Annotated in this window: 21 protein-coding genes and 1 tRNA gene; 13 read left to right on the forward strand and 9 right to left on the reverse strand. The window is 69.3% G+C overall.

The features are described from left to right. Positions 1–95: 95 nt before the first annotated feature. Both Q8S40_RS12665 and Q8S40_RS12670 read left to right on the forward strand, forming a co-directional pair. Positions 96–1883, forward strand: coding sequence for a gamma-glutamyltransferase family protein (locus Q8S40_RS12665; protein WP_304815698.1), 1788 nt, complete (start codon positions 96–98; stop codon positions 1881–1883). A 77-nt stretch (positions 1884–1960) separates the two neighbouring features. Further along, positions 1961–2929 (forward strand): tripartite tricarboxylate transporter substrate binding protein, encoded by a 969-nt coding sequence (locus Q8S40_RS12670; RefSeq protein WP_305670696.1) that lies wholly within the window; start codon positions 1961–1963, stop codon positions 2927–2929. A gap of 21 nt (positions 2930–2950) precedes the next feature. Here Q8S40_RS12670 and Q8S40_RS12675 read toward each other — a convergent pair whose 3' ends face one another. From Q8S40_RS12675 to Q8S40_RS12685, 3 genes are all read right to left on the reverse strand, one after another. Beyond that, the gene (locus tag Q8S40_RS12675; RefSeq protein ID WP_305670697.1) at positions 2951–4648 is read right to left on the reverse strand and encodes a thiamine pyrophosphate-dependent enzyme; all 1698 of its coding nucleotides are present in this window, start codon (positions 4646–4648) and stop codon (positions 2951–2953) included. A 151-nt stretch (positions 4649–4799) separates the two neighbouring features. Further along, positions 4800–7961: an efflux RND transporter permease subunit gene (locus tag Q8S40_RS12680; RefSeq protein ID WP_304815702.1), complete on the reverse strand. Its 3162-nt coding sequence runs from the start codon at positions 7959–7961 to the stop codon at positions 4800–4802. 41 nt (positions 7962–8002) lie between these two features. Next, positions 8003–9091, reverse strand: coding sequence for an efflux RND transporter periplasmic adaptor subunit (locus Q8S40_RS12685; protein ID WP_305670698.1), 1089 nt, complete (start codon positions 9089–9091; stop codon positions 8003–8005). A gap of 297 nt (positions 9092–9388) precedes the next feature. On the opposite strand from Q8S40_RS12685, the gene Q8S40_RS12690 reads away from it, so the two are divergent. Next, entirely contained in the window at positions 9389–9643 is a 255-nt protein-coding gene (locus tag Q8S40_RS12690) for an Lrp/AsnC ligand binding domain-containing protein (RefSeq protein WP_304815763.1), read from the forward strand. Positions 9644–9767: 124 nt separating this feature from the next. Then, positions 9768–10019, forward strand: a complete 252-nt coding sequence (locus Q8S40_RS12695; protein ID WP_304815706.1) for a hypothetical protein — start codon at positions 9768–9770, stop codon at positions 10017–10019. A gap of 15 nt (positions 10020–10034) precedes the next feature. Here Q8S40_RS12695 and Q8S40_RS12700 read toward each other — a convergent pair whose 3' ends face one another. The 3 genes from Q8S40_RS12700 to Q8S40_RS12710 all read right to left on the reverse strand — a co-directional run bounded on the left by Q8S40_RS12700 (position 10035) and on the right by Q8S40_RS12710 (position 14014). Continuing rightward, the gene (locus Q8S40_RS12700) at positions 10035–11531 is read right to left on the reverse strand and encodes an amidase (RefSeq protein ID WP_305670699.1); all 1497 of its coding nucleotides are present in this window, start codon (positions 11529–11531) and stop codon (positions 10035–10037) included. Positions 11532–11556: 25 nt separating this feature from the next. After that, positions 11557–13164, reverse strand: a complete 1608-nt coding sequence (gene ggt, locus Q8S40_RS12705) for a gamma-glutamyltransferase (RefSeq protein WP_305670700.1) — start codon at positions 13162–13164, stop codon at positions 11557–11559. 88 nt (positions 13165–13252) lie between these two features. Beyond that, entirely contained in the window at positions 13253–14014 is a 762-nt protein-coding gene (locus Q8S40_RS12710; protein WP_305670701.1) for an SDR family NAD(P)-dependent oxidoreductase, read from the reverse strand. A 161-nt stretch (positions 14015–14175) separates the two neighbouring features. On the opposite strand from Q8S40_RS12710, the gene Q8S40_RS12715 reads away from it, so the two are divergent. Beyond that, positions 14176–14514: a tRNA-binding protein gene (locus Q8S40_RS12715; RefSeq protein ID WP_304815712.1), complete on the forward strand. Its 339-nt coding sequence runs from the start codon at positions 14176–14178 to the stop codon at positions 14512–14514. A 69-nt stretch (positions 14515–14583) separates the two neighbouring features. Then, a complete protein-coding gene (gpt, locus tag Q8S40_RS12720) occupies positions 14584–15072 on the forward strand; it encodes a xanthine phosphoribosyltransferase (protein ID WP_304815713.1) in 489 nt (162 codons plus the stop codon). A gap of 130 nt (positions 15073–15202) precedes the next feature. On the opposite strand, the gene Q8S40_RS12725 is transcribed toward gpt, so the two are convergent. Next, positions 15203–16504 (reverse strand): hemolysin family protein, encoded by a 1302-nt coding sequence (locus Q8S40_RS12725; RefSeq protein ID WP_304815715.1) that lies wholly within the window; start codon positions 16502–16504, stop codon positions 15203–15205. Positions 16505–16620: 116 nt separating this feature from the next. On the opposite strand from Q8S40_RS12725, the gene Q8S40_RS12730 reads away from it, so the two are divergent. The 6 genes from Q8S40_RS12730 to Q8S40_RS12755 all read left to right on the forward strand — a co-directional run bounded on the left by Q8S40_RS12730 (position 16621) and on the right by Q8S40_RS12755 (position 19850). Then, positions 16621–17043: a DUF3429 domain-containing protein gene (locus Q8S40_RS12730; protein ID WP_305670702.1), complete on the forward strand. Its 423-nt coding sequence runs from the start codon at positions 16621–16623 to the stop codon at positions 17041–17043. 83 nt (positions 17044–17126) lie between these two features. After that, positions 17127–17420 carry a hypothetical protein gene (locus Q8S40_RS12735; RefSeq protein ID WP_305670703.1) on the forward strand — a complete coding sequence of 98 codons (294 nt, stop codon included), beginning with the start codon at positions 17127–17129 and terminating at the stop codon, positions 17418–17420. A 54-nt stretch (positions 17421–17474) separates the two neighbouring features. Next, entirely contained in the window at positions 17475–18293 is an 819-nt protein-coding gene (locus Q8S40_RS12740) for a MurR/RpiR family transcriptional regulator (protein ID WP_305670704.1), read from the forward strand. A gap of 51 nt (positions 18294–18344) precedes the next feature. Beyond that, on the forward strand, positions 18345–18860 hold the full coding sequence (locus tag Q8S40_RS12745) for a hypothetical protein (RefSeq protein ID WP_304815720.1): 516 nt from the start codon (positions 18345–18347) through the stop codon (positions 18858–18860). A 155-nt stretch (positions 18861–19015) separates the two neighbouring features. Further along, positions 19016–19570 (forward strand): peptidoglycan-binding protein, encoded by a 555-nt coding sequence (locus tag Q8S40_RS12750; RefSeq protein ID WP_305670705.1) that lies wholly within the window; start codon positions 19016–19018, stop codon positions 19568–19570. A gap of 106 nt (positions 19571–19676) precedes the next feature. Then, positions 19677–19850 (forward strand): DUF1328 domain-containing protein, encoded by a 174-nt coding sequence (locus tag Q8S40_RS12755; RefSeq protein ID WP_304815724.1) that lies wholly within the window; start codon positions 19677–19679, stop codon positions 19848–19850. Positions 19851–19937: 87 nt separating this feature from the next. Here the strand turns inward: Q8S40_RS12755 and Q8S40_RS12760 are convergent, their stop codons facing one another. Continuing rightward, on the reverse strand, positions 19938–21569 hold the full coding sequence (locus Q8S40_RS12760; RefSeq protein ID WP_305670706.1) for a hydantoinase/oxoprolinase family protein: 1632 nt from the start codon (positions 21567–21569) through the stop codon (positions 19938–19940). Positions 21570–21690: 121 nt separating this feature from the next. Here Q8S40_RS12760 and Q8S40_RS12765 point away from each other — a divergent pair, with 121 nt between their 5' ends. Then, complete coding sequence (locus Q8S40_RS12765; RefSeq protein WP_304815731.1) at positions 21691–22614, forward strand: LysR family transcriptional regulator; 924 nt, start codon at positions 21691–21693, stop codon at positions 22612–22614. On the opposite strand, the gene Q8S40_RS12770 is transcribed toward Q8S40_RS12765, so the two are convergent. After that, a tRNA-Lys gene (locus Q8S40_RS12770) sits at positions 22615–22690 on the reverse strand. Positions 22691–22708: the final 18 nt, after the last annotated feature.

Consider the following 22708-nt stretch of genomic DNA (forward strand, 5'->3'; position numbering starts at 1 on the left):
TGTTCCGCACCGCAATATTGACCGTGACGCTTCTGCCTGCGCCTATCGGCGATCTCAAGCAGCAGTCTCAAGCCGCCAGACGGAAATACCCGCAAATGTTCACGACGCGCCCCGAAATCGCCGGCACTTTCGGTGTCGTCGCCTCCACCCACTGGATCGCCTCGCAGGTCGGCATGGCGGTGCTGGAACGTGGTGGCAATGCCTTCGACGCGGCAGTGGCCGCGGGCTTCACCCTGCAGGTGGCGGAACCGCACCTGAACGGCCCGGGCGGCGACTGCCCGATCATCATCCACGATGCCAAGGCCGGCGCGCAGCGCGTGATCTGCGGCCAGGGCGTGGCCCCGGCCGGGCTCAGCGTCGCCCATGTGAAGGGCGAGCTGGGGCTGGACCTCATCCCCGGCACCGGCTTCCTGCCCGCCATGGTGCCCGGCGCCTTCGATGCCTGGGCGCTGATGCTGCGCGATTACGGCACCTGGTCGCTGCGCGACGTGCTGTCCTACGCCATCGGCTACGCCCATCGCGGCATCCACTATGTGCCGCGCGTTGTCGCCACGCTGAACACCGTGAAGCCACTGTTCGAGACCGAATGGCCGACCTCCGCCGAGATCTGGCTGCGCAATGGCGGCCCCGTCGCCGGCGGCCTCTACGCCAACCCCACCCTCGGCCGGACCTGGGAGCGGGTGCTGCGGGAGGCGGAGGCGGCAGGGCATGACCGCGTCGCGCAGATCGATGCGGCGCGCAACGCCTGGTATGGCGGCTTTGTCGCCGAGGCGATCGGGGAATTCTTCGCGAAGGAGGCGCTGCTCGATGCCTCCGGCCAGCGCCACAAGGGCGTGCTGACGGCGCAGGACATGTCCCATTGGCGCGCCAGCCAGGAAGCCCCGCTGCGGCGCGATTATCGCGGCCACACCATGCTGAAATGCGGCGTCTGGAGCCAGGGGCCGGCGATGCTGCAGACCCTCGCGTTGCTGGAGGGCTTCGACCTGGCGGGCATGGACCCGATGGGCGAGCAATACGCCCACACCGTCATCGAATGCATGAAGCTGGCCTTCGCGGACCGCGAGGCCTTCTACGGCGACCCGGATTTCGTCGATGTACCGATCCACCATCTGCTGTCCGACGAATACGCCGCGGAGCGCCGCAAGCTGGTGGGTGAGGCCGCCAGCCTCGACCTCCGCCCCGGCAGCCTGCCCGGCATGGCGACCCCCTGGGTCGATCATGATGCGGTCAGCCGGATGGAATTGCTGACCCGCGCGCCGGGGGCCGGTGAGCCCACCGTGGCGCGGCTCGGCGTCTCGGGCGCGGATACCTGTCACATCGATGTCATCGACGCCCAGGGCAACATGGTCTCCGCCACGCCGTCCGGCGGCTGGTTCCAATCCTCCCCGGCGGTACCGGGGCTGGGCTTCTGCCTGGGCACGCGCGGGCAGATGTTCTGGCTCGATGAATCGCTGCCGAACGGGCTGAAGCCGGGCAAGCGCCCACGCACCACGCTGTCCCCGGCCATGGCGCTGAAGGATGGCCGGCCCTGGCTGAGCTTCGGCACGCCGGGTGGCGAGCAGCAGGATCAGTGGCAGCCCATCATGTTCACCCGCATGGTGGACCACGCCATGGGCATCCAGCAGGCGATCGACGCACCGTCCTTCCACACCGAACACTGGCCGAGCAGCTTCTGGCCGCGCGTCGCCCGCCCCGGCAAGGTGGTGCTGGAAGGCCGCTATGCGCCGGAGGTCGCGCGCCTTCTGACCGCCCGCGGCCATCTGGTCGATGTCGGCGGCGACTGGTCCGAGGGAAGGCTGACCGGCGCGCGGCAGGAGGCGGATGGTCAGCTATTCGCCGGCGCCAATCCGCGCGGCATGCAGGGCTATGCGGTTGGGCGCTGACGGCGAGGGTTAATGCTTGCGGGCGGCCTCGTTCTTGCATTGAATTGACTGGTTCAATGCCCTCCCGGAGTCCCCCCATGATTCGCCGTCGCCACCTGCCCGCCATCGCGGCAGGGCTGCTCGCAACGCCTGCGCTTGCCCAGGCACCCTGGCCCGCGCGCCAGATCCGCCTGGTGGTTCCCTACCCGCCCGGCGGCGCCAGCGACATCGCCGGGCGCCTGCAGGCGCAGGCCCTCGCGGAGGGTCTCGGCGTGCAGGTGGTGGTGGAAAACCGCTCCGGCGCCGGCGGCACCATCGGCACGGCGCATGTCGCGCAATCCGCGCCGGATGGCTACACGGTGATGATGGCGAGCCCGTCCTCGCATCTCGGCGCGCCGCTGCTGTTCAAGACGCCGGGCTATGAGGGGGTGGATGACTTCACCTCCATCGCCAGCTTCGCCACCGGCACCGCCATGGTCTGCGTCACCCCGAGCCTGCCGGTGCAGAACATCCAGGAACTGGTGGCCTATGCGAAGGCCAATCCGGGCAAGCTGAACTACGGATCCGCCGGCGCGGGTGGCGCCAACCACATGCTCGGCGTGCTGTTCATGCAGCGCACGGGCACGGAGCTGACGCATGTGCCCTATCGCGGCGCGGCGCCTGCGCTCGCGGACCTCATCGCCGGCAACATCCAGGTGGTGTTCGACAGCTATTCCGGCGTCATCGGCACGGTGCGTGCCGGGCAGATACGCGCGCTGGCCGTGACCAACCCGACGCGCTGGCCGCTGGCCCCGGAATACCCGACGGTGCAGGAACAGGGCGTGCCGAATTACGACCTGCCCAGCTTCTCCGCCGTCATGGGCCCGAAGGGCATTCCGGAGCCGATCGTGATGCGCATGAACACCGCGATCAATGAGGCCCTGAAGAAGCCGGCGATGATCGAGCGCCTGGCCGCCAACGGCAACGCCCCCTTCGCCAGCACGCCGGCGGAATTCACCGCGCTGATGCGGGCCCAGCGCAGCCTGTGGCAGGAGCTGGTTCGCTCCACCGGGCTGCAGCCGGAATAGGCTGCAGCCCGGCTTCGGGCGTCAGGCCTTGGCGGCCTGCGCCCGGAGCTGCGCGATGGTGGCGCGGTTGGTCACCTGTTCCGGATTCGTGCGGATCTCGATGATCGCCGCCTTGCCGCTCGCCTTGGCGCGCTGGAAGGCGGGCACGAGTTCATCGGTCGCTTCCACCACCTCGCCATGGCCGCCGAAAGCCTCGATGAAGCGGGCGAAATCCGGGTTGGTCAGCTTGGTGCCGGAGACGCGGCCCGGATAGGTGCGCTCCTGGTACATGCGGATCGTGCCGTACATGCCGTTGTTGAACACCAGGATGATCGGCGCCACGCCGTGGTGGAAGCAGGTCGCCATTTCCTGCCCGGTCATCAGCGCACCGCCGTCGCCGACGAAGCAGACCACTGTGCGGTCGGGATGGGTGATCGCCGCCCCAATGGCGGCCGGAATGCCATAGCCCATGGCGCCATTGGTCGGGCCGAGGAAATCCTGCCCCTCCCGCACATGCATGAAGCGGTTCGGCCAGGTGGCGAAATTGCCAGCGTCGGAGGTGTAGATGGTATCCGCCGGCAGCACCTTTTCCAGTGCCTGCAACGCCACGGCCAGGTTCAGCGGGCCGTCATAGCTCGGCGCCTTGGCCTGCGCCTCCCGCGCCGCGCGCACATCCTTCCGCCAGGCGCCCCAGCGCGGCGCCTCGATGCGCGGCAGCGCCGCGGCGGCCTGAGCAAAGGCGTTGATGTCCGCGGTGATGCCCAGCGCCACGCGATGCACGCGGCCGATCTCCGCCTGGTCCTGATGCACCTGGATGATCGGTTGCTTTCCGGCGAAGTCGAACAGCGTGTAGCCCTGGCTCACCGGCTCCCCAAGCCGCGTGCCGAAGGCCAGGATCAGGTCCGATTCGCGCGCCTTGGCCACCAGCCCGGCATCGGCGCCAACCCCCAGATCGCCCGCATAATGGGCGGAGGTGCCATCGAACAGGCCCATGCGGCGGAAGGACACCGCCACGGGAATGTCGTTGCCCACCAGGAAGTCGCGGATGGCGGCGCGACCCTCCGGCGACCAGCCGCTGCCGCCGAGAATCGCCAGCGGGCGCTCCGCGCGGCCCAGCATCTCCATCATGCGGTCGAGCGCGGCGGGGGCGGGATAGGCGGGCATCACCACGCCCGGTCCGATATCCGGCACGCTGGCCAGGTCCTTCTGCATCTCCTCGCTCAGCGCCACCACCACGGGGCCGGGGCGGCCGCTGGTCGCGACATCGAAGGCATGGGCGATGAGTTCGGGAATCCGCGCCGCCTCGTCGATCTGCGTCACCCATTTGGCGATCGGGCCGAAGAAGCGGCGGTAGTCCACTTCCTGGAAGGTTTCGCGATCCGTCTCGTTCATCGGGATCTGGCCGACCAGCAGCACCAGCGGGGTGCTGTCCTGGAAGGCGACATGTACGCCGATGGCGGCGTGGCAGGCGCCGGGGCCGCGGGTGACGACGGCAACGCCGGCCTTGCCGGTCAGCTTGCCATGGGCTTCCGCCATATGCACGGCGCCGGCCTCGAAGCGGCAGGTCACCAGCTCGATGCGGTTGCGCTGGTTGTAGAGCCCGTCCAGCAGGTCGAGGTAGCTTTCGCCCGGCACGGCGAAGACATGCGTCGCGCCATTGGCAACCAGCGCATCGGCCAGAAGCTGCCCGCCCGTACGGGCCTCGATGCCAGTGGATTTCTGTGCTGCCGCATGCGCCATGCCGGACTCTCCCGTGATTGCTGCCGGGGATTTAGCGCGGGATGCCGCCCGCGCCTACTCCGCCGGCCTCATGCGGGGTCGGCGCGGGCCGCTACCCTGGCCGGCCCCGGGCGGCCCGGGGCGGCCCGGGGCGGGTAGAAAGCACCGGCGGCTACTCCGCCGGCGCCGGGTGGTGCAGGGGGCGCTGGTTCTCCAGCTCCGACAGTTTCTGGGCGATGGCGCCGATCGGCTTGGTGAAGGGCGCCAGCAGCAGATACAGCGCAGGCACGGCATAGAGCGTGAGGAAGGTGGAGAAGGTCACCCCGCCCACGATCACCACGCCCAGCGCCTGCCGGCTTTCCGCCCCCGCCCCCGTCGCCATCGCCAGCGGCAGCGCGCCGAAGGCGGTTGCGATGGAGGTCATCAGGATCGGCCGCAGCCGGGTGACGGACGCCTCCAGCACCGCGTCATGCACGGAAAGGCCGCGGTCGCGGAGCTGGTTGGCGAATTCCACCACCAGGATGCCGTTCTTCGCCATCAGCCCGATCAGTAGCACCAGCCCGATCTGGCTGAAGATGTTGAGCGAAAGCCCCGTGAAGTGCAGCGCCAGAAGGCCACCCGTGACCGCCAAGGGCGTCGACATCAGGATGATGAAGGGGTGGATGAAGCTTTCGAACTGCGCCGCCAGCACCAGGAATACCACCAGCAGCGCCATGGCGAAGGTCACATAAAGGGCGCTGGAGCTTTCCTTGAATTCCAGGCTCTGGCCGCGATAGCTGATGCGGGCTTCCGGCGGCAGCACTTCCCGCGCCACCTGTTCCATGAAGCCGAGCGCCTCGCCCAGCGTGTAGCCGGGGGCGAGGGAGGCGGTGATGGTGATCGCGCGCACCCGGTCCTCCCGCGCCAGGGATTGCGGCCGCGCCCGTTCGCTCAGCGTCACCACATTCGAGAGCGGCACCAGCCCGCCCTGGGCGGAACCCGCGCCGGCGATCAGGCCAAGCTGACCGCCATTGCTGGTGCGGACAAAGATGTTCTGCAGGTCGTAGGGGCTGGCGCGGTCTTCCTCCCGCGCCTGCAGCAGGATCTGGTATTCCTGTCCGCCCTGGACATAGGTGCCGACCTGGCGCGAGCCGAGCATCGTCTCGATGGTGCGGCCCATCGCCTGGATGGAAACGCCAAGCTCGGCGGCCTTGCGGCGGTCGATCTCGACGCGGATCTCGGGCTTGGTCTCGCGGAAGTTGCTGTCCAGGTTCAGCAGCCGCGGATTCTCCCGCGCCCGCGCCAGGAAGGCATCACGCCACTGGACCAGCATATCGTAGCTGTTGCCGCCGATGACGAACTGTACCGGCGGCTGGAAGCCGCGCTGGCCGAGCGAGGGCGGGTTCAGTGCGAAGGCGCGCACGCCCGGAATCGCCAGCAGCCCCGGCATCATCTCCGCCGCCAGCGCCTGCTGCTTGCGGTCCCGCTGGCTCCATGGCGCCAGGCGCATGAAGATATTGGCGACATTGGCCTGCGCCGGGCGCTGGAAGCCGCCGACGGTCGCGAACAGGGACGCGATCTCACCGCTTTCCACATAGGGCTGCAGCACCCGTTCCACCCGCTCCACATGCTCGGTGGTGTAGGCGAAGGAGGCACCTTCGGGCCCGGTGGTCGGGATGATGATGACGCCGCGATCCTCGGTCGGCGCGAATTCCTTGGGCAGGGCGATGAACAGCAGCACCGCCAGCCCGGTCAGCGCCGCGACGCCGCCCATGGTCAGGATCGGCGCGGCCAGCGCCCGGCGCAGCGTGCTGCGCAGCACCCAGTTCATGCCGAGGAAGAAGGGCTCGGTCCAGCGCACCAGCCGGCTTTCGCCCTGGTGCGCGCGCAGCAGCTTGGAACACATCATCGGCGTCAGCGTCAGCGCGATCAGGCCGGAGAACAGCACCGAGGCCGCCAGGGCGAAGCCGAATTCGGTGAACAGCCGCCCGGTATTGCCGCCCATGAAGGATAGCGGCACGAAGACCGCGATCAGCACCAGGGTGGTCGCGATGACCGCAAAGGCAATCTCCCGCGCCCCGCGCAGGGACGCCAGAAGCGGCGCCTCGCCTTCCTCGATGCGCCGATGGATATTCTCCAGCACCACGATCGCATCATCCACCACCAGGCCGATCGCCAGCACCAGCCCCAGCAGCGTCAGCACATTGAGCGAGAAGCCCAGTGCCGACAGCGCGATGAAGGACGCGATGATGGAGACCGGGATGGCAACCGCCGGAATGATGGTGGCGCGCCAGGACCGCAGGAAGAAGAAGATCACGACGACGACGAGGATCAGCGCGATCATCAGCGCGTGCTGCACCTCATAGATCGACTGCGCGATGAAGGTGCTTTCGTCATAGCCGATGACGACATCCACCCCATCCGGCACGGTGGCGCGGATGCGCTCCACCTCCGACTTCACGCCTTCCGCCACCGAGAGCGTGTTGGCCGTGGATTGCCGCAGGATGCCAAGGCCGATGCCGGGCTTGCCGTTGATGCGGTAGCCGCCGCGGGTATCCTCCGGTGCCACCTCGATCCGCGCCACATCGCCCAGCAGCACCTGGCCGCCGGCGGAGCGCGCCAGCACCACCTGGCGGAACTGCGCGGGTTCGCTGATGCGGGTATCGGTCCGCACCGTCAGCTCTCGCGCCGTGCCTTCGATGCGCCCGCCCGGCAGCTCGATATTCTCGCGGCGGATCGCGTCCTCCACGTCCTGCACCGTCAGGCCGCGGGCCGCGAGCGCCTGGCGGTCCAGCCAGATGCGCATCGAGGGCTTGCGCTCCCCCAACACCAGGACCTGCGCCACGCCTTCGACGATCGCGAGCTGGTCGGCGAAGCGGCGGCGGGCGATCTCGGTCAGTTCCATGCCGGAAAGCTGGTCGGAGACCAGCGCCACCCACAGGATGGGCCGCGCATCGCCATCCACCTTCTGCACCACCGGCGTATCAGCCTGGTCCGGCAGGCGGGCCAGCGCGCGGGCCACGCGGTCGCGCACATCGTTGGCGGCCGCATCCACATTGCGCGAGAGCTGGAACTCGATGGTGACCTGGCTGCGTTCGTCGCGGGAATTGGAGGTCATCACCTTGATGCCCTCGATCCCGGCCACCGCGGCCTCGATGATCTCGGTGATCTGGGTATCCACCACGCCGGCGGAGGCGCCGAGATAGGTGGTGGTGATGGAGACCACCGGCGGGTCGATCGCGGGGTATTCCCGGATCGGCAGCTTCATCAGCGCCGCCATGCCCAGCACGATGAGCATCAGGCTGATGACCATCGCAAAGACGGGTCGCTTGATCGAGACGTCCGAGAGCACCATCGCGCGGCTTCCCTGGGCTAATTCTGCAAATCCGCCGGCTGTCAGGACGTCGGGCGGGTCATCGTCTCGGTCACGCGCACCGGCGCGTCGTTCCGCAGGCGCTGGAGGCCGCGAACCACGACAACGTCACCGGCATCGATGCCGGAGACCACTTCGACCTCGCCGCGCAGGCGCTGGCCGAGGCGGACCTCCAGGCGCTTCGCCCGGTTGTCGCGGATGGCATAGACGAAGCTGCGGTCGCCCAGCGGGTCGATCGCTTCCTCCGGGATCAGCAGGGCATTGGCACGGGTCGCCAGCACCAGCTCCACCGTCATGAACAGGCCGGGCTTCAATGCCTCATCCGCATTGTCGAATTCGCTGATGACGCGGACGGTGCGGGTGTTGGTGTCGATCCGCGTGTCGATCACGGCGACGGTGCCGGTGAAGCGGCGATCGCCGAAGGCGGCGCTGCGGGCAGTGACCTGGCTTCCGACCTGGACGCGGGCCAGGAAGACCTCCGGCACCGAGAATTCCACCCGAACCCGGGCGATATCGTCCAGCGTGGTCACCACCGTGCCCGGCTGCACCAGCGCGCCGACGCTGACCTGGCGCAGGCCGACCCGGCCGGGGAATGGGGCGGCGATGCGAAGTTCCTCAAGCCGTGCGGCGGTGGCGCGGACCCGGCCCTCCGCCTGGCGGGCCTGGGCTTCCAGGGTCTCCAGCCGCTGGGCGGCGATGGACTGGCCTGGCTGCAACTGCCGGGCGCGCTGCACCTGGCTGCGGGCGTCGTCATACTGGGCGCGGGCCTGGTCCAGCTCGGCGCGCAGGGCAGCGGCTTCCATATCCACCAGCATGTCGCCGGCGGCGACCTTCTGGCCTTCCTCGAAGCGGATATTGGTGACGATGCCGGAAACCTTGGCGGTGATCGCCACGGCGTTGCGGGCGCGGACCGTGCCGACCGATTCGGTGCGGTCCACCACCGGCCCGGTGCGAACCGGCGCGACGGCAACCCCCACCGGCCCACCCGGGCCGCCGCGCTGCTGCGCCGTGGGGGCAGCCGCTTCCAGCCCGACCAACGCCAGCGGGCGCGGCAGGCCAACCCGCTCACCGAAGACGTGCCAGGCCGTTCCGACCCCCAGGATAAGGGCCATGACGGCAAGCTGGGAGGATGTTCGCATTCGACACCAGTTCTGACAGCGTTGTTCTGGCCCAGCGGCACTTGCCGGGGAAGGCACCGTTACTGTTCGTCACCAGTCGCAGGCGGGGCATCATGCAACGTGCATGGCTGCGCGCAAATGACCTCGGGTCCGGGATTATGCAAGGTGGGCCACGGCGGGCGCCATGCAAGCTTCATGCCCAAGGGACAGGGCACGGCATGGCGCGCCAGCCCCTTCCCGCCGCGCCGCCGCCGCGCCAATCTGCGCAGCCTAGAGGCAGGAGTAGCGGTTATGCGAGCCATCTTCGTCATGGTGAAATGCGAGATGGGCCAGGCCTATCGCGTGGCGCGGGAGATGGCCGATGGCATCCCGGAACTGTCCGAGATGCATTCCACCAGCGGCCAGTATGATTTGTTGGGCAAGTTCTACCTGGAGGCGGACCAGGATATCGGGCTGTTCGTGGTGGAACGGGTGCAGAGCGTGCCGGGGGTGAAGGACACCTATACGCTGCAGACCTTCAACGCCTTCTCCGGCGGCAAAAGCTGACCTACGCCGCCCCCGGCGGCAGGGGCTGCAACACGCAGCAACAATCGCCGCGGCGCGGACATAAAGCCGCCCTTGGGGTGCCGCAGCCGCCGCCCATGTTGCAGGGTGTCGGAGGAACAACACCATGCGCGTATTCCCTGCCCTCGCCCTCGCCACCACGCTGCTGCTGGGCGCCTGCCAGAATCCTGATGGCAGCGTGAATGTGCCGGCTTCCCTGGCGCTGGGCGCCGGCGCGGCGCTGGGCGTGGCGGCCATTGCCTCGGCGAATGACAACAGCCATCGCCACCGCGGCTACTACCGCCAGCCGCAATACGGGTATTCCCGGCCCTATTACGGCCGGGGACACGGGTACAACCGCGGCTATCGCGGCTGGTGAATCAGCCCCTCGCGCTTAGCCCCAGGTCTTGAACTGCGGCATGCCGGAGATTGGCGGGGCCGCCTTGAGCGCCGCGATGTCCGGCACCGGCCGCGCCAGGCTGGCATCGCCCGCCACTGCCGCCTCGATCGCGGCCGCGACCGCCATCACCAGCGCATCGCCGCCGCGCGGACCCACGATCTGCAGGCCGAAGGGCATGCCGGCCTCGTCCACGCCAAGCGGCAGGCTGATGGCGGGATGGCCCACCAGCGTTACCGCATAGGCCAGTGAAAGCCAGTGGAAATAGGTGCGGGTCGGCTGGTTGTCGATCTCGGACGGGTACAGCTCCGTCCAGGGGCGCGGGCTGATGGTGATGGCCGGGCTGATGATGATGTCGTGGTTCTGGAAGAAGCCCTGCCAGCCACGATAGATGCGGGTCTGGTCGCTGGCTGCGCGGGAATAATCCGACAGGCTGTAGCGCAGCCCTTCCTCGACATTGGCGATGATGTTGGGCCCGCAATCCTGCGGCCGTGTCCGCACCTTCTCGGCATGGGCCGAAAGGAAGCTGGCCGCCCGCAGCACCTCGAAGGCCTCATCGGTGCCGCGGCAATCCGGGGTGGCTTCCTCCACCCGGCCGAATAGCGGGGTCAGCGCGGCGACCCGGCTGGCGAAGACGCGGCGGATGTGCTGCTCGGTCGGCGAGATGCCGAAATCGGCCGTCGCGGCGACGCGCAGGCTGCCCAGATCCACCGCCATCGGCGGGAACAGGTCCCGGTCGCCGCCACGCACCCGGCGGCCCGGCAGGGTATAGGCCAGCGGGTCCTGGGCATCATCATCCGCCATGGCGGACAGCAGAAGCGCCGCATCGGTCGCGGTGCGGGCCATCGGGCCGAGCACCGGCAGCGCCGACCAGCCATGGCCGCGCCGTTCCGCCGGCACCAGGCCCGGCGAGGGCCGATAGCCGACGATGCCGTTGAAGGCCGCCGGGTTACGCAAGCTACCGCCGGTATCGCTGCCCGAGCAGATCGGGAACATGCCGCAGGCCAGCGCCACCGCGGACCCGCCGGAGGACCCGGCGGCGGAGCGCGTCGGGTCGAAGGCATTGCCCGTGGCGCCATAGACGATGTTGCGGGTATTGGCGCCGGCGCCGAATTCCGGCGTGTTGGTCTTCGCCGTAACGATGGCACCCGCGCGGCGGATGTTGGTCACCATCGCCTCGTCCCGGGTCGGGATGTGGTTCGCGAAGATCGGGCTGCCCCAGGTGGTGCGCAGCCCTTCCACCTCCTCCAGATCCTTGATGCCGATCGGCAGGCCGTGCAGCGGGCCGAGCTTGGCGCCGCTCATCACATCGGCCTCCGCCTGCTTCGCCGTCTTGCGCGCCCGGTCCTCATCCAGCGCCACCACGGCATTCACCGCATGGTTCACCGCGGCGATGCGGCCGAGGCAGCTCTCCAGCAGTTCCACCGGAGAGAGCTTCTTCACGCCGATCAGACGGCGTGCCTCGACGGCGGTGAGATCGCAGGGTTCGGTCATGGGCGAGGTCCTTTCCTGGGCGGGCTCAGTAGCCCATCGCGCAGCCATCCTTGCGCGGGTCGGAGCCGCCGACCAGACAGCCGCGCGCGCGATCGATCAGGATGGCCTGGCCGCCGCCATGCGGCTTGTCGACCAGCGCGCAGTCATGGCCGAGGCGGTTCAACCGGTCGATCACGCCGGGCGGGATGCCGCGCTCGACCTGGACCTTGCCCTGGTAGGGGAACAGCCGCGGCGCATCCAGCGCCTCCTGCACATCCAGGCCGTATTCGAAATGGTTGGCCAGGAAAAGGGTCTGGCCCATCGGCTGGTAATGCCCGCCCATCACGCCATAGGGCATGATCGCCTCGCCATTCTTCATCACCATGCCGGGGATGATGGTGTGCATCGGGCGCTTGTCCGGCGCGATGCAGTTCGGGTGGCCTTCCTGCAGGCGGAAGCCGAAGCCGCGGTTCTGCAGCATGACGCCCGACTTCTCGGCGAAGATGCCGGAGCCGAAGCCCTCGAACAGCGAGTTGATGAAGGAACAGGCGTTGCCGTCCTTGTCCACCACGGTGAGGTAGACCGTGTCCTTGTGCTTCTGCCAATCGGCCTGGCCGGCCTCCGGCAGTTCCGCCATCGCCTTGCCGTCCGTGATCAGCTTGGCCAGGTCGGTGATGTAGCCCTCCGACAGGAGCTTCGCCAAAGGCACCTCGACCTGGGACGGGTCGGCCAGGAAGGCGTCGCGGTCGCGATAGGCCAGGCGGGCGGCCTCGATGTGGCGGTGGAAACGCTCGGGGCTCAAAGCCCCCTGCTCCACCGTGCCGAGCTTCTCGATCATGCCGAGGATCATCAGCACCAGCAGGCCGCTGCCATTCGGCGGGCACTGGAACACCTCCATGCCGCGCCAGCCTCGGCTGATCGGGTCGACGAATTCCGCGACCGTCGCGCCACGGGCGAAATCGGCCTCGGTGTGGAAGCCGCCGGCGGCGCGCAGGGTGGCCACCATGTCGGCGGCGATGTCGCCCTCATAGAAGGCCTTGGCGCCATGCTTGCCGATGGCGCGCATGGTGGCGCCCAGCGCCGGGTTGGTGAACTTGTCGCCGAGCTTCGGCGCCGCGCCATCCTTCAGGAAGTACTTCGCCGCCCCCGGGTGCTTGGCCAGCTTGCCGACCGAGGATTCCCAATCGGACGCCACGCGGCCGGAGACGAAGAAGCCCTCCTCCGCATAGCGGATGGCGGGCGCCAGAAGCTCATCCATCCCCTTGCGGCCATGCGCCTTGTTCAGCGTCTCCCAGGCCGAAATCGCGCCCGGCACCGTCACGGAATGGGCGGAGGTCGGCAGCATGGCGGTCAGGCCCGCGGCGCGCAGCGCCTCCGGCGTCGCACCCATCGGCGCACGGCCGGAGCCGTTCAGCGCGATGACCTGGCCCTTGCCGGCCGGGGCATACAGGCAGAAGCAGTCGCCGCCGATGCCGGTCGATTGCGGCTCCACCACGCCCAGCACCGCCACCGCCGCAATCGCCGCATCCAGCGCATTGCCGCCTGCCCGCAGGATATCCAGCGCGGCGAGCGTCGCCTGCGGCATGGAGGTGGCGGCCATGCCGTTGGCGGAATAGACGGCGCTGCGGCCGGGGGCGTGGAAGTCGCGCTTCATGCTGGTACTACCTTCTGGCAAACTGTCGACACTGCTTTTGACGCCGCTGCGGCCGGCCGGCAACCCGACCGCGCCGCGCGTCATCCGCTTATTGGGTCAGGAATCCGCCATCGATCACCAGGCTGGTGCCGGTGACCATGGCGCTGGCCGGGCTGGCCAGGAAGACGATGGCGCCCGTGATGTCCTCCACCGTCATGATCCGCCCGAGCGGCATGCGGCGGATCTGGCTGGTGCGGACTTTCTCATCCGCCAGGAAGGCCTTGGTCAGCGGCGTCTCGACAAAGCCCGGCGCCACGGCATTCACCCGGATGCCCTTCGGGCCGAGTTCGAAGGCCATCGCCTTGGTCAGACCCTCGATCGCGTGCTTGGTCGCCGTGTAGACGGTGCGGTTGGCGCCCGCGACATGACCATTGACCGAGGACAGGTTGATGATCGCCCCGCCCCTGCCCTGTTCGACCATGCCCTTCGCCACCGCCTGCGCCACGGTGAACATGGCGCGGATATTGAGGTCCAGCAGCCGGTCCACCGAGGAATCGGGCACCTCCAGGAAGGGTTCGCGGATATTGGTGCCGGCATTGTTCAACAGGATGTCGAAGGGGCCGGAGGCTTCGACCAGCGCGCGCACCGCCTCCCGGTCCGTCACATCCAGCTGCGCGGCGCGGGCGGCGTGGCCGGCCTCGCTGAGGGCGGTCGCGGTTTCCTCCAGCTCATCCAGGCTGCGAGCGGCCAGGACCACCTCCGCCCCGGCGCTGGCCAACGCCACGGCGCCGGCGCGGCCGATGCCCTTGCTGGCGCCGGTGACCAGGGCGCGAAGCCCATCCAGGCGGAAGCTGGGGGTGCTGGGCAACATTCTTGGAACCTCCTTGGACAGGGATGGGCCAGGCCCATGGGACAGCGATGGGCCAGGCCCATGGGACAGCGATGGTCAAAGCCCATGCGCCGGACGCCCCGATCGTGCAAGGGTGGCGCCTCTGCCCTTCCCCACGCCCGCCGCACAGGTTAGGGATAGCCATGGACCCCATCTCCTTCGACGAATTCGAGAAGGTTGATATCCGCGTCGGCACGATCATCGACGCGCAACCCTTCCCCGAAGCCCGCAAGCCATCCCTCCAGCTCTGGGTGGATTTTGGCGGCGATCTGGGGGTGAAAAAATCCTCCGCCCAGCTCACCGTCCACTACAACACCGAGCGGCTGATCGGCCGTCAGGTGATGGCAGTGGTCAACTTCCCGCCCCGCCGCATCGCAGGCTTCGACAGCGAGGTGCTGGTGCTCGGCGTGCCTGATGAGAATGGGGCCGTGGTGCTGCTGAAGCCGGACCTGAAGGTGCCGGACGGTGGCAAGCTCTTTTGACGCCGGACCCGATGGGTCTAAACGGCGGCAGGCTTTTCTGACGAACCTCTGCCCGCAGGATACGAGAAAATGGCGCCGCGCTACTACACGGTGACCTGGGACCAGTTGCACCGCGACGCCAAGGCCCTGGCCTGGCGGCTGGTGGAGCGTGGCCCGTGGAAAGGCATGGTCGCCATCACGCGCGGCGGCCTGATCCCGGCCGCGATCATTGCCCGCGAACTGGATTGCCGGCTGATCGAGACCGTCTCCGTGGTGACCTATGACGAGGAACACCGCGGCGAGCCGCAGGTGGTGAAGCCCCCCGCCGCCGCGATGGAGTCCGGCGGCGAGGGCTGGTTGCTGATCGACGACCTGGTCGATACCGGCACCACGGCCCGTCTGGTGCGCGCCATGCTGCCGAAGGCGCATTTCGCGACGGTCTATGCCAAGCCCGCCGGCAACCCCACCGTCGATACCTTCATCACCGAAGTGTCCCAGGACACCTGGATCCTGTTCCCCTGGGACACGGAGCCGCAATTCATCGCGCCCATCGCCAAGGCGCATGCCAACGGGAAGTAGGACCGGGACCGGGGGGGGTCATCGCGCAACCTGCGCCTGCCATCGGCGGGCGCGCGGCCGCCGCCGCCAATGTGGCGGCCAAGCCGCCGGGTCGGGGCACCCGCCCCGACACGCCCGGCGCCTGAGGCCACTAGAAGCTCGGCAGCTCTTCCTTCGCCGCCAGCACCTTGTCCACGCGGCGGCCATCCATGTCGACAATCTCGAAGCGCCAGCCGGCCCAGGAAATCCGGTCACCCTCCTTCGGCACGCGCTGCAGCAGCGCCAGCATCAGGCCGGCGACGGTGTGGTAGGTGCCTTCCTGCGGCAGGTCGGGCAGTTCCAGGCGGGATTTCAACTCGTCCGACGGCATCATCCCCTCCAGCAGCAGGCTGCCATCATGGCGCACCACGGCCGGGTGGCTGGAATCGTGATGCGGGGTGCCGAGTTCGCCGACGATCGCCTCCAGCAGGTCGGATGCGGTGACCACCCCCTCGAAGCTGCCATACTCATCCATCACCAGGGCCATGCCGATCGGGTCCCCGCGCAGCCGTTCCAGCGCATCCAGCGCCGAAAGCGTATCCGGCAGCACACGGGCCTGGCGCATGGCGCGGGCCACCGACATCGGCGCCCCCTCCAGCATCTGGTCCAGCAAATCCTTGGCGGCGACCACCCCCACCACATTGTCCACACGCCCATCGGCGACGACGAAACGGGTGACGGAGGAAGCACGCAGGCGGGCCACCACATCCTCGGCCGGCGCGGTGCGGTCCAGCCATTCCAGCTCGTTGCGCGGCGTCATCAGGGCGCGCACCGGCTTGTCCGCCAGGCGCAGCACACGCTCGATCATCTGCCGCTCCTCGCGCTCGATGGCGCCGGAGGTGGCGCCCTCGGCGACCACCGCCTTCACCTCCTCCTCCGTCACCTGGTTGGCGCTGATGTCATGCTTGCCGAACAGCCGCAGCACGAAGCCGGAGGAGGTGGAGAGCAGCCAGATGACGGGTGCGGTCCACTGCGCGAGCCTGGTCAGGGGGCGGGAGACGACCACGGCCACCCGCTCCGGGTTCCGCAGCGCAATCTGCTTCGGCACCAGCTCACCCAGGATCAGGCTGAGATAGGTGATGGCCACCACGACCAGGGCAAAGGCGATCTGCGGCCCCAGCACGCCGATCGCCGGGACTTCGGCAAGCCATTCGCCCAGCGTCTGCGACAGCCGCGCGCCACCGAAGGCGCCGGCGAGAATGCCCACCAGGGTGATGCCCACCTGCACGGTGGGCAGGAATTGCTGCGGGTTGTCGGCCAGCGCCTGCGCCGCGGCCGCCCCGGGGTGGCCGCGCCGCAGCAGCGCGCCGAGCCGCGCGCGGCGGGAGGAGACGATGGCCAGCTCGCTCATGGCGAACAGGCCATTCACCAGCACGAGCAGCACAATCAGCAGGATTTCGAGACCGGTGGCCATGATGCGCGGGTCCCTCGACGCGGTTCACCGCCGGGTGTAGCGCCCGGCGCTTCTGGATGAAACAAGCGGGGGCTTCCCCTGCCGCCGAGCGCGCCGAGATGCGGATGATGCAGCACATGATCCCCGGGCTTCCGATTCCCGCCTTCTGGCTTGGCCTGGCCGGGCTGGTGCCCTTCCTGACGCTGGCGGGCGCCATCCTGGCCGGGCTGCCCTGGGGTGGGTGGGCGCTGGCGGCCTATGGCGCCACCATCCTGGCCTTCCTCGGCGCGGTGCATTGGGGCCTCGCTTTGGCAGCACCCGCACCCGGCCCCGGCCGGTTCCTGCTGGGCGTGGTGCCGCAGCGTGTGGGCTGGGTGGCGCTGCTGCTGCCGCTGCGGCCGGGCCTCGCTTTGCTGGCGGTCGCCATGCTGGTGACGGCGGCCGCGGAATCGCTGGCGGCGCGGGCCGGTCTGGTCCCGGTGGGCTACCTGCGGTTGCGGTGGGTGCTCTCGGTGGGTGCGGCGGCGTGCCTTGCATTGGCCTCTCTCGCGGTTCGGTGAAATTCGTTAATGAATTATTTCTCTTGTCTCAGGAATTGGACTTGTTAAGCTCCCGTCAACCATTTCCCGGACCGGAGGCCCCCATGCTCGAAACCGAATTCCTCGCCTCCGGCGACATCGTGACCTTCCCCAACTCCAATGAACGCCGCCTGCGCGTGGCGCTGCGCAACCTCGATGCCGCGCTGGCCGAGCAGCGGGAGGCGATTGCCCTGTTCCGCGCCGAGCTGGCCGCGCTCGGCACCGCCGTGAACGGGCTTGGCGACAGCGCCCAGGCGCTGAAGGAACGCCTGCATGAGGCGGCCGAGGACACCGCGCTGGCCCGCGACGCCGCGCTGCGCCTGCAGCAGACGGCGGAGGCGATGACCCGCGCCGGCTGAGCCTTGCCGCGCCCGGCCCCCGCGCGTAGCAGCGCAGGCTTTGGTGGAGGGCCGATGCGCGCGCGAATCGCCGAGATCCTCGACCGGCTGAGCCCGGCCGAGCGCAAGGTGGCGGAGCTGGTCGCCGCGGACCCCGAGGGCGCGATGGGCGCGAACCTGGCGGGCCTGGCCCGCAGCGCCGGCGTCTCGGAGCCCACCGTCATCCGTTTCTGCCGCAGCCTCGGCCTGAAGGGCTTCGCCGACCTCCGCCTGGCGCTGGCGCGTGGCGAGGCTGCGGCCGGCCCCGCGCGGCATGCGATCACGCCCGACATGCCGCTGCCGCGCGTGGCGGAGGCCGTGCTGGATGGCGCCGGGGAGGTGCTGGCGGCGCTGCGGGCCAGCCTGGATCGCGCGGCCATCGAACGCGCCGCACTCGCCCTGCTGCGCGCGGCGCGGGTGGAGATCTGGGGCTGTGGCGCATCCGCCGCCCTGGCGCAGGACCTCGCCTTCAGCCTGTTCGGCCTCTGCCGCGGTGTGGCGGCGCGGCACGACCCGCAGATGCAGGCGATGGCCGCGGCCGCGCTGGATGGCGATGCCGTGGCGATCTGCCTGTGCGGCACCGGCCGGGCGCCAGCCATGGTGGCCCTGGCGAAGCAGGCGGCCGAAGCGGGCGCCACGGTCATCGCCCTCGCCCCGCCCCATACGCCCCTGGCCGCCGCCGCGACACTGCTGCTGCCCTGCCCGCTGCCCGATGCGCCGGAACCACAGGCAGCCCGGCTGTCCCGCCTGGCGCCGCTGTTGCTGGGCGATGCGCTTGCGGTCAGCGTCTCGTTGCTGTCGCCGCCGGCGGTGCGGGACCGGCTGGCCCGCATGCAGGCGGCACGCGGCGATTGACAGCGCAGCGGGGCGGGAGAAGATTCTCCTCGTGAACAGGGAGGCCGCGACATGGCTCTGACGCTCGAAGACTTCACCGCACAATGCAAATCCGCTTTGGCGGGCCAGCCCGGTCAGGCCGGGCGGGAAAAGGTCTGCGCCCTGGTGCGCGAAGCACTGAAGGACCCCGGCTTCGTTGCCGCCAATATCCCGGAGGGAACGCCGGAGCGGCACGTGCTGTATGAGGACCCGGAACTCGGCTTCACCGTGCTGGCGCATGCCTATACCGACGCCAAATCCGGCCCGCCGCACGACCACGGCCCGTCCTGGGCCATCTACGGCCAGGCGGCCGGTGAGACGGTGATGACCGACTTCGACTGCCTGGCGCGGCCCGAGGGGCTGAAGTCCGGCAAGGCGGTCCGCACCCGCGACTACACGCTGCGCCCGGGCGATGCGTATCTGTATGAGCCGGGCGCATTGCACGCACCGCGCCGCGATGGCCCCACCCGGCTGCTGCGGATCGAGGGCATGAACATGGATCGGGTCAAGCGCCTGCCCTACACGGAGGTCCAGCCTGCCGGCGCTTGAGGCGCGTAGATCAACCGCCGGCGCTTGAGGCGCGTAGATCAATCGCCGGCGCTTGGGGCGCGAAGATTAATCGCCGGCGCTTGAGCACGGCAGCCACCTGCCGGTGAACCCTTCCCGTTCCGCGGTGTTCATGCCGCGGAACGGAGGGTGGCACCATGAAGATGCACGGAATTGCGTTCGGGCTGTTGCTGGGAACCCAGCTCGCCCTGGCGCCGGGATTGAGCCTGGCACAGCCCGCGGCAACGCTGACCTACGCCCAGCCGCTGGAGCGGGAGGCGGTGACGAAGGTGCAGGAGGCTCTGCGCCGGGCCGGCGCCTATGACGGCGCCGTGGATGGCATCTGGGGCCCGGCGAGCCGCACCGCGCTGGAACGCTTCCAGCAGGGCCGCGGGCTCCAGGTGACGGGCGAGATGAACCAGGCGACGGCCGCCACACTCGGTGTGAACCCGGCCGAGCTGTTGCCCGCCAGCCGCACACCGCCCGCCTCGACGGAGGTGCTCAGCGAGCGGGTGGTGCGCAACATCCAGACGCGGCTCCGGACGCTGGGCTTCTATGAGGGTGGTATCGACGGCCTTTGGGGCCCTGCCACCCAGACGGCGATCGAGCGGTTCCAGCAGAGCCGTTCCCTGCAGGTGACCGGACAGCTCACGCCGGTCACCGCCTCCGCCATGGGGTTGGATCCGAATAACCTGGAGGCGCCGCCGCGCTGATGGGCCGGGCGCAGCCATGCGGCCAAAATTCGCCAGCAAAGTTTGCGGCCGAACTTTGGCAGATTGCCGTCGTTCAGTTGCTTCCTGTCATGCGAAGGAAGCACCAATGATCAAGTGGGCCATCATTTTCGCAGTCGTGGCACTCGTGCTCGCGCTGCTCGGCTTCGGCGGCCTCGCCGGCGCGTTCATGGATATCGCCAGGATCCTGTTCTGGCTGGCAGTGGTGATTGCCATCATCCTGTTCGTGCTGGGCCTCACCGTCTACAAGAAGGTGACATAGCCAGGCCCTGAACCAGGCCGGTCAAGGCGCGGGCCGCTCAGCCCGCGCTGCGACCGGCCAGGTCGCGGCCGCGCCCGTCGCGGCCCGCTATTCCACCGAGGCGCCGGAGGCTCGCACGAGTGGTGCCCAGGTCACCACCTCCTCCGCCACGTAGCGAGCGAAGCGTTCCGGCGTCCAGCCCGGCATCCCGGGGGTGCCCATCTCCACGAAGCGGGCGGCGATCGCCGGGTCGGCCAGCGCATTCTCCACCGCCGCGGCCATGCGCTCCGCGACCAGCCCGCCGAGCGCGCTGACCACGCCAGGCCGCGCCGGGATCAGCACGCGCGCCATGCCAAGCTCGCGCGCCAGGAAGCAGCCCATCATCGGCCCGGCACCACCGAAGGTCAGCAGCGCGAAGTCGCGCGGGTCGATGCCGTAGCGCGCGACCATCTTGTTCACCTCGGCGAACATGCCGGACAGCGCGATGCGGATGATCGCCTCCGCCGTCTGCTCCACACCGAGGCCCATCGGCTCCGCCAGCGTCGCGATGGCCTGGCGGGCCAGCGTCACGTCCGGACGGAAGGCGCCATAGGCGAGGTCGTGCTGGCCGAGGAAACCGCAGGCGGCGAAGGCATCCGTGATGGTGGGCCGCGTGCCGCCGCGCCCGTAGCAGGCCGGCCCGGGCGTCGAGCCGGCGCTCTCCGGCCCCACCTTCAGTACGCCGAAGCCATCGACCCAGGCGATCGAACCACCGCCGTCACCGATCGAGGAAACCGCGACGCTCGGGATGTACAGCGGCAGGTCGCCGATCTTCTCGCCGAGGCCGAATTGCGGCTGGCCTTCGATGATCAGCGCCACATCGGCGCTGGTGCCGCCGATATCCAGGGTGATGACATTGGGCTCCCCCGCCTCCCGCGCCACCCAGGCCGCACCCATGACGCCGGAGGCGGTGCCGGACAGCACCATGCCGACGCAGGCGGTCTTGCCGAGTTCGGCCGCCATGATGCCGCCATTGGATTTCGTCACCAGCGGCTGCGCCGTTACGCCACGGCCGCGCAGGCCCTCGATCAGCCGGTCGAGATAGTCGCGGATGCGCGGATGGACGTAGCCGTTGATCAGCGCCGTGGTGGTGCGTTCGTATTCGCGGATCACCGGCCAGACCTCGCTGGAGCGGAAGACGAAAAGCTCCGGCGCCAGCTCGCGCACCAGGGCGACGGCCTGTTCCTCATGTGCCGGGTTGCGATAGGCGTTGAGCAGGGAGACGATGATGCCCTCCACGCCCTTGGCCCGCGCCTTGGCCACGGCGGCCTCCAGGCTCGCCACATCCAGCGGCGCCTCGACGCTGCCATCGGCCAGGATGCGTTCGCGGATGCCGAAGATGCGGTCGCGCGGCACCAGCGGCGCGCCGCGGCGGGAGAACAGGCTGTAGGCCTCCGGCATCCGCAGTCGGGCCAGCTCGATCACATCCTCGAAGCGCTCCGTGGTGATCAGCGCCAGCCTGGCGCCCTTGCGCTGGATGACGGTGTTGATGCCGACGGTGGTGCCGTGGACGAAGCCGGTGATGTCCTGCGGGCGCACGCCGTGGCGTTCCTCCAGCAGATCCAGCCCGCGCAGCAATTCCGCGCCCGGCGTGTCCGGCGTGGTGAGGACCTTGAGGCTGTGCAGCACCTCGGTCGTCTCATCCCACAGGCAGAAATCGATGAAGGTGCCGCCGATATCGACGCCCACGCGGTGACCCATCCGAACACTGCTCCGCCTGCTGCTGACGCCGCCCAGTATGGCGCCCGCCACGCCGGGGTCGACCGAGAAGGCGCCGCAAGGGCATAACCCTGGGTTATGGGATGGCCGGAGGGCGTGGCGGATGAATGCGCGGCAGCTTGAGATCTTCCACGCGGTGATGCGCAGCGGCACGGTGACCGGCGCCGCCAGCTTCCTCGGTATCTCCCAGCCCGCCGTCAGCAAGGCGATGCAGCTGGCGGAGCGCCGGCTGGGCTTCAAGCTGCTGCGCCCGATCAAGGGCCGCCTCTACCCGACGCCAGAGGCCGAGCGCCTGCTGCCGGATGCCGACCGCATCATTCGCGACCTGGCCGCCTTCCAGCGTCTGACCGGGGAGGTGCGGACGGGCGGCGCGGGGTTGGTGCGCGTCGCCGCTTCCTCCACCTGCGCCACGGCGCTGCTGCCGATGGCCGCGGCGCGCTTCCGCCGCAGCCACCCGGCGGTGCGGCTGTCATCCCACCTGCTGCCAGCACGCAACGTGGCGGAGGCGGTGATCGCGGGCGAGGTGGATTTCGGCCTGGCGCTGTCCCCGGTGCAACTGCCGGGCCTCGCCGTGCGCAGCCTGAGCGCGCCGGAGATGATCTGCATCGCGCCGCTCGGCCATCCGCTGCTGGCGCTGCCCGCGGTGACGCCGGCGGACCTTGTGCCGTATCCGCTGATCTCCTTCGGCTCGGAGACCTATTTCGGCATCATGCTCGACCAGGCCTTCGAGGCTGCGGGGCTGAAGCGGGATACCGTGTTGCAGGTGACGATGAGCGTGGTGGCGGCCGGGCATGTTCTGCAAGGCGGCGGCGTGGCGGTGGTGGACAGCTTCATCCGGCACATTGGCCTGGCCGGGCTGGGCTGGCGCCCGTTTCGCCCGGTGCTGCGCCTGCCGGTCACGCTGATGACCCAGGTGCACCACCCGCAGTCACGGCTTGCCGCCGCCTTCACCGAGGCGGTCGAACAGGTGCTGGACACAGATGGCCGAGAACTGGCCGATGCCGCGCAACAGGCGCCTGGCATGTGATGGTGAGCCCGGTGGGACTCGAACCCACGACCCCATGATTAAAAGTCACGTGCTCTACCGGCTGAGCTACGGGCTCGGGGGATGCGCGCCCGGA

Origin of the sequence: Falsiroseomonas sp., assembly GCF_030695085.1 — a bacterium.
GTDB lineage: Bacteria > Pseudomonadota > Alphaproteobacteria > Acetobacterales > Acetobacteraceae > Falsiroseomonas.

Coding starts and splice junctions, on each gene's coding strand:
- Q8S40_RS12710 (WP_305670701.1), bottom strand. CDS start 14,014: ATGTTGCCCAGCACCCCCAGCTTCCGCCTGGATGGGCTTCGCGCCCTG.
- Q8S40_RS12750 (WP_305670705.1), top strand. CDS start 19,016: ATGAAGATGCACGGAATTGCGTTCGGGCTGTTGCTGGGAACCCAGCTC.
- Q8S40_RS12680 (WP_304815702.1), bottom strand. CDS start 7,961: ATGGTGCTCTCGGACGTCTCGATCAAGCGACCCGTCTTTGCGATGGTC.
- ggt (WP_305670700.1), bottom strand. CDS start 13,164: ATGAAGCGCGACTTCCACGCCCCCGGCCGCAGCGCCGTCTATTCCGCC.
- Q8S40_RS12735 (WP_305670703.1), top strand. CDS start 17,127: ATGCTCGAAACCGAATTCCTCGCCTCCGGCGACATCGTGACCTTCCCC.
- Q8S40_RS12700 (WP_305670699.1), bottom strand. CDS start 11,531: ATGACCGAACCCTGCGATCTCACCGCCGTCGAGGCACGCCGTCTGATC.
- Q8S40_RS12755 (WP_304815724.1), top strand. CDS start 19,677: ATGATCAAGTGGGCCATCATTTTCGCAGTCGTGGCACTCGTGCTCGCG.
- Q8S40_RS12765 (WP_304815731.1), top strand. CDS start 21,691: ATGAATGCGCGGCAGCTTGAGATCTTCCACGCGGTGATGCGCAGCGGC.
- Q8S40_RS12685 (WP_305670698.1), bottom strand. CDS start 9,091: ATGGCCCTTATCCTGGGGGTCGGAACGGCCTGGCACGTCTTCGGTGAG.
- Q8S40_RS12745 (WP_304815720.1), top strand. CDS start 18,345: ATGGCTCTGACGCTCGAAGACTTCACCGCACAATGCAAATCCGCTTTG.
- Q8S40_RS12760 (WP_305670706.1), bottom strand. CDS start 21,569: ATGGGTCACCGCGTGGGCGTCGATATCGGCGGCACCTTCATCGATTTC.
- Q8S40_RS12715 (WP_304815712.1), top strand. CDS start 14,176: ATGGACCCCATCTCCTTCGACGAATTCGAGAAGGTTGATATCCGCGTC.
- Q8S40_RS12690 (WP_304815763.1), top strand. CDS start 9,389: ATGCGAGCCATCTTCGTCATGGTGAAATGCGAGATGGGCCAGGCCTAT.
- Q8S40_RS12740 (WP_305670704.1), top strand. CDS start 17,475: ATGCGCGCGCGAATCGCCGAGATCCTCGACCGGCTGAGCCCGGCCGAG.
- Q8S40_RS12730 (WP_305670702.1), top strand. CDS start 16,621: ATGATCCCCGGGCTTCCGATTCCCGCCTTCTGGCTTGGCCTGGCCGGG.
- Q8S40_RS12670 (WP_305670696.1), top strand. CDS start 1,961: ATGATTCGCCGTCGCCACCTGCCCGCCATCGCGGCAGGGCTGCTCGCA.
- Q8S40_RS12695 (WP_304815706.1), top strand. CDS start 9,768: ATGCGCGTATTCCCTGCCCTCGCCCTCGCCACCACGCTGCTGCTGGGC.
- Q8S40_RS12725 (WP_304815715.1), bottom strand. CDS start 16,504: ATGGCCACCGGTCTCGAAATCCTGCTGATTGTGCTGCTCGTGCTGGTG.
- Q8S40_RS12665 (WP_304815698.1), top strand. CDS start 96: ATGTTCACGACGCGCCCCGAAATCGCCGGCACTTTCGGTGTCGTCGCC.
- Q8S40_RS12675 (WP_305670697.1), bottom strand. CDS start 4,648: ATGGCGCATGCGGCAGCACAGAAATCCACTGGCATCGAGGCCCGTACG.
- gpt (WP_304815713.1), top strand. CDS start 14,584: ATGGCGCCGCGCTACTACACGGTGACCTGGGACCAGTTGCACCGCGAC.